The 4,495-nt window shown below is 75.4% G+C and carries 3 protein-coding genes and 2 pseudogenes; 4 read left to right on the forward strand and 1 reads right to left on the reverse strand.

Annotated features, from left to right (window positions below; translation table 11 throughout):
- Window positions 1-199, forward strand: a 199-nt coding sequence (locus tag DKL51_RS35305; RefSeq protein WP_185734950.1) for a hypothetical protein, incomplete at its 5' end; no start/stop codon positions are given.
- 5 nt (window positions 200-204) lie between these two features.
- On the opposite strand, the pseudogene DKL51_RS28685 reads toward DKL51_RS35305, so the two are convergent.
- Window positions 205-2,710: pseudogene (locus tag DKL51_RS28685) on the reverse strand (CDP-alcohol phosphatidyltransferase family protein).
- Window positions 2,711-2,802: 92 nt separating this feature from the next.
- Between DKL51_RS28685 and DKL51_RS28695 the strand changes: the two are divergent.
- The 3 genes and pseudogenes from DKL51_RS28695 to DKL51_RS28705 all read left to right on the forward strand — a co-directional run.
- A complete protein-coding gene (locus DKL51_RS28695; RefSeq protein ID WP_109943431.1) occupies window positions 2,803-3,780 on the forward strand; it encodes a zinc-dependent alcohol dehydrogenase in 978 nt (325 codons plus the stop codon).
- Window positions 3,781-3,784: 4 nt separating this feature from the next.
- Window positions 3,785-4,183 (forward strand): 6-pyruvoyl trahydropterin synthase family protein, encoded by a 399-nt coding sequence (locus tag DKL51_RS28700; protein WP_109943432.1) that lies wholly within the window; start codon window positions 3,785-3,787, stop codon window positions 4,181-4,183.
- Window positions 4,184-4,186: 3 nt separating this feature from the next.
- Window positions 4,187-4,495: pseudogene (locus tag DKL51_RS28705) on the forward strand (glycosyltransferase family 1 protein); the annotation flags it as partial.

Raw genomic sequence — 4,495 nt, forward strand, 5'->3', positions numbered from 1 at the left:
CGCCGCCGCGCACCAGCCAGGCGAGGACGGCCGCCGCCCCAGCCTGCTCTGCGTCGACCAGGGCGGGCCGTGCGAGCCGCTGGTCAACGCCCGACGGGCGATGCGGCTGGCCCGCGGCGGCGCGGCGCTCGACCGCCGGTCGACGAACCGGGAGACGCCCGCCCCCGTGACCCGCAACCGGCGCCGAAAAGCAGCCTGACCTCGTCAGTGGGACGGTGAGCCGTCGGCCCCGGACTGCGGGCCGAAGGTGGTGAGGAAGCGGTCCCGGAAGGTGTCCATCCGCCAGACCGGGGCGTCCGGTCCCGGACGCAGACCGTCCTGCCAACCCCAACCGGCGACCCGGTCCAGCACCGCCCGGTCGTGCGCGACGATGGTGATCGGCACGTCCCGGCTGGCACCCTCGCCGGTGACCGCGGTCGCCGGCTGGTGGTCGCCGAGGAAGATCAGCACCAGGTCGTTCCCGCCGTACGTCCGCAGGTAGGAGACCAGCGTGTCGAGCGTGTACTCGATGGAACGGCGGTAGTCGGCGCGTATCCGGGCGGTGTCCCGGTCCAGGACGTCACTGGTGGTGGACGCCTGGTGGAAGATGGTGCCGTCGCCGACCGCGTTCCAGTCGACCGGCTTCGGGATGGCCGACCAGGGGGAGTGGCTGGAGACCAGCGGGATCTCGGCCATCAGCGGGGCGTGCGGTCCCGTCCGCTCCCGCCGCTGGAAGGTGGCGAGGGTGTACTGGTCGGGCATGGGGGCGTAGCTGAACTTCGGCCCCCGGTAGCCGAGCTTCGCCGCGTCGTAGTAGCGGTCGTAGCCGAAGAACTTCCCCTCCGGCCACGGCTGGGTGGCCGCCGGCATGACCCCCACCGTCTGCCAGCCGGCGCGGTGAAACGCACCGTTCAGCGTGAGCCGGTCGCCGGCGAGCAGGTCGCGGTGCCGCTGGTCGTTGTCGATCCAGAGCCCGGAGAGCAGGGTGTCGTGGGCCAGCCAGCTGCCGCCGCCGAACGTCGGTGAGGTGAGGAAGCCGCTGCGGGCGTCGTACCCGGCCGCCCGCAGCCGCCGGTAGCCGGCGTCGAGCACGCCGTCGACCTGCGGCGCGAACTCCGGATCCTCGACCGCGTCCCGGCCGTAGCTCTCCACGAACGCGACCACCACGTCCTTGCCGCGCAGGCCGGTCAGCAGCCGGTCGCCGGGGACGTTCCGGAAGGGGTCCGTGGCGGCCTGGTCAGCGAACGCGGCCCGGTCGCGGACGCCGGAACGCACCTGCGCCAGGTGCTCGGCGACCAGGGCGGCGGCCGGCCGGTCCGCGACCGGCACGCCGGGGGAGAGCCGTACCCCGAACGCGGCGCAGCCCAGCCAGAGCGCCGCCAGCGCGGCGACCGCCCGGACGGTGCCGGTGTGGTGACGTACCACCAGGCGGGTCAGGCGCAGCACGGCGAGCGTGACCAGGACGGGCAGCGCGACGGCGAGCAGCAGGACGCCACCGGCCGCGCCGGCCGCCCCGAGCCGGCCGACCGAGTCGGTGAGAAAGCCGAACCCGTCATCGAAGAGCGTCCAGTCGAGCAGCACGTCGAACGGCCGGTCCCGGGCCACGAAGAACCCCGCGTCGAGCAGCTTCAGCACGGTCAGCAGGCCCAGCGCCAGCCCGAGCAGCCCGGCGACCGGTCGGCGTACCCGGGCGGGGAGGACGAGCAGGAGCGCGACGGCGACCACCCCCTCCAGCGGGATCCGGAGGAAGGCGGCGGGGGTGAGCCGGTCGAGCCGGTCCGGTACCACGAGCGCGGCCAGCACCAGCGCCGAGGCGAGGACGGTGACCGTACCGGCCAGGAGCCGCCGGCGGGTCGGCTCGCCGCCCTCGGCCGGCTCCGGGGCGGCCTCGGCGTCGACTCGGCGGAGGCGCGTGATGAGTGACAACACTTGTCCTTCCAGGTCGCTGCTGCGGGTCTCAGACCGGCTGGTGGACCGTCCACCGGCGCGCCGGCTCGACGGGCACGGCGACGTGTGCGGCGCGGGCGACGGCGGGGCGCCGGGCCGGGCGGTGCCGCCAGAGCCAGGCGACGTCGTGGCCGAAGGACTCGACCAGCATCGCCAGCGCCCCGGCCACCACCAGGACGGTCGCCGCGGGGGGCAGCACGCCGGCCGCCGCGACCGTCAGCACCACGCCCTGCGCGGCGGCGACCACCTTGCGCAAGTACCGGGGCGGCAACGCGCCCCGCATCCAGGGCAGCACCCAGCTCGCGGCGACGAAGGCGTACCGCATCGCGCCGATGGCCAGCACCCAGGCGCCGACGGGCGGCGCGAGGTGGAGGCTGAGCACCAGGATGAGGAAGGCATCGACCTCCATGTCGAAGCGCGCGCCGAGGGTGCTCGCCGTGCCGGTGCGCCGGGCCACCCGGCCGTCCACCGCGTCCAGCGCCAGCGCCACCGCGGTCAGCGGCACCAGCACCGCCACCGGGCCCGACCGGCCCCCGGCGTCCACGGTCAGCGCCAGCACGCCGCCCACCAGGATCGCCCGGGTCAGGGTCACCCGGTCCGCCGGACCGAGCCCCGCCGCGCCGGCTGACCGCAGGGCGCGGCGCAGCAGGCCGCAGAGGACCAGGCCGTACGCGCTCCCGGCCAACCACCCCACCGGGCCGAGCCCGACCGTGCCGGCGAGCCCGGCCAGCAGGACGAACTGGACGGCCAGCCCGACCAGTGGGCCATTTCGAACCCTGGACACCCTGCCTCCGTGTCTATGATCGGCAACCCTGCCACTCAACACGAGAAATACGGCCGTCCGGTTCGATACGGATGCGGAAAAGAGGAAAGTTCGTGACCCGCGACGCCCGCGCCTTCTGGCTCCGCGCCCCCGGCGAGGGCGAGATCCGGCCGGTACGGCTGCCCGACCCCGGCCCGGACGACGTCCTCGTGCGCACCCGCTTCTCCGGCGTCAGCCGGGGCACCGAGACGCTGGTCTTCGCCGGCCGGGTCCCCGCCGACCAGTACGCCACCATGCGCGCCCCGTTCCAGGAGGGCGACTTCCCGGCCCCGGTCAAGTACGGCTACCTCAACGTCGGGGTGGTCGAGGAGGGGCCGGACCGGCTGCGCGGCCGTACCGTCTTCTGCCTGCACCCGCACCAGACCGCGTACGTCGTGCCGGCCGACGCGGTGCTGCCCGTACCGGACGGGGTGCCGGCGGCCCGGGCGGTCCTCGCCGGCACGGTGGAGACCGCGGTGAACGCCCTCTGGGACGCCGCCCCGCTGGTCGGCGACCGGGTGACCGTGATCGGCGCCGGCATGGTGGGCTGCTGCGTCGCCGCCCTGCTCGCCCGGTTCCCCGGGGTCCGGGTGCAGCTCGTGGACGCCGACCCGGCCCGCGGCGGGGTGGCCGCCGCGCTCGGCGTGGACTTCGCCCTGCCCGCCGAGGCGGCCGACGGGCGGGACCTGGTGGTGCACGCCAGCGCGAGCGCCGACGGCCTGCAACGCGCCCTGGACCTGCTCCGCCCCGAGGGGACGGTGGTGGAGCTGAGCTGGTACGGCGACCGCCCGGTGACGCTCGCGCTCGGCGGCGCCTTCCACTCGGGACGGCTGACCATCCGCAGCAGTCAGGTGGGCACGGTGTCCCCGCGGCGGGCCGACCGGAGCTACCGCGACCGGCTGGCGCTCGCCCTGGACCTGCTCGCCGACCCGGCGTTCGACGCGCTGCTCACCGGCCCGTCCCGCTTCGCGGACCTGCCCGACGTGCTCGACCGGCTCAGCACGGGCCGGCTGCCCGCGCTCTGCCACCTCATCACCTACGACGAGGAGTGACCCTGTGTTCAGCGTGACCGTCCGGGACCACATGATGGTCGCCCACAGCTTCCGCGGCGAGGTCTTCGGCCCCGCGCAGCGGCTGCACGGCGCCACCTTCGTCGTCGACGCCACCTTCCGCCGGCCCGACCTCGACGCCGACGGCATCGTGGTCGACATCGGCCTGGCCACCACGCAGCTCAAGGCCGTCCTCGGCGAGCTGACCTACCGCAACCTCGACGACGAGCCCGCGTTCGCGGGGGTGAACACCACCACCGAGGTGCTCGCCCGGACGGTCGCCGACCGTCTCGCCGAGCGGGTGCACGCCGGTGAGCTGGGGAACGGGGCGCGCGGCCTGGCCGGGATCACCGTCACGCTGCACGAGTCGCACGTCGCCTGGGCCAGCTACGAGCGGTCGCTGTAGCGGATGACCGTCGTGCACGTGGTGCTGCCGGGCGACGTCGACGACCCGGCCACCCCCAGCGGCGGCAACCACTACGACCGCCGGGTCTGCCGGGGTCTCGCCGCCGCCGGCTGGGACGTCCGCGAGCATCCGGTGCCCGGCGCCTGGCCCCACCCCGGCCCCGCGGACCGGTCGGCCCTCGCCGGGGTCCTCGCGGCGCTGCCCGACGGCGCGCTCGTCCTGGTCGACGGCCTGGTCGCCTCCGCCGTCCCGGAGGTGCTGACCCCGCAGGCCGGCCGGCTGCGCCCGGTGGTCCTGGTGCCCATGCCCCTG

Origin of the sequence: Micromonospora globispora (genome assembly GCF_003857015.1) — a bacterium.
Classification (GTDB): Bacteria; Actinomycetota; Actinomycetes; order Mycobacteriales; family Micromonosporaceae; genus Micromonospora; species Micromonospora globispora.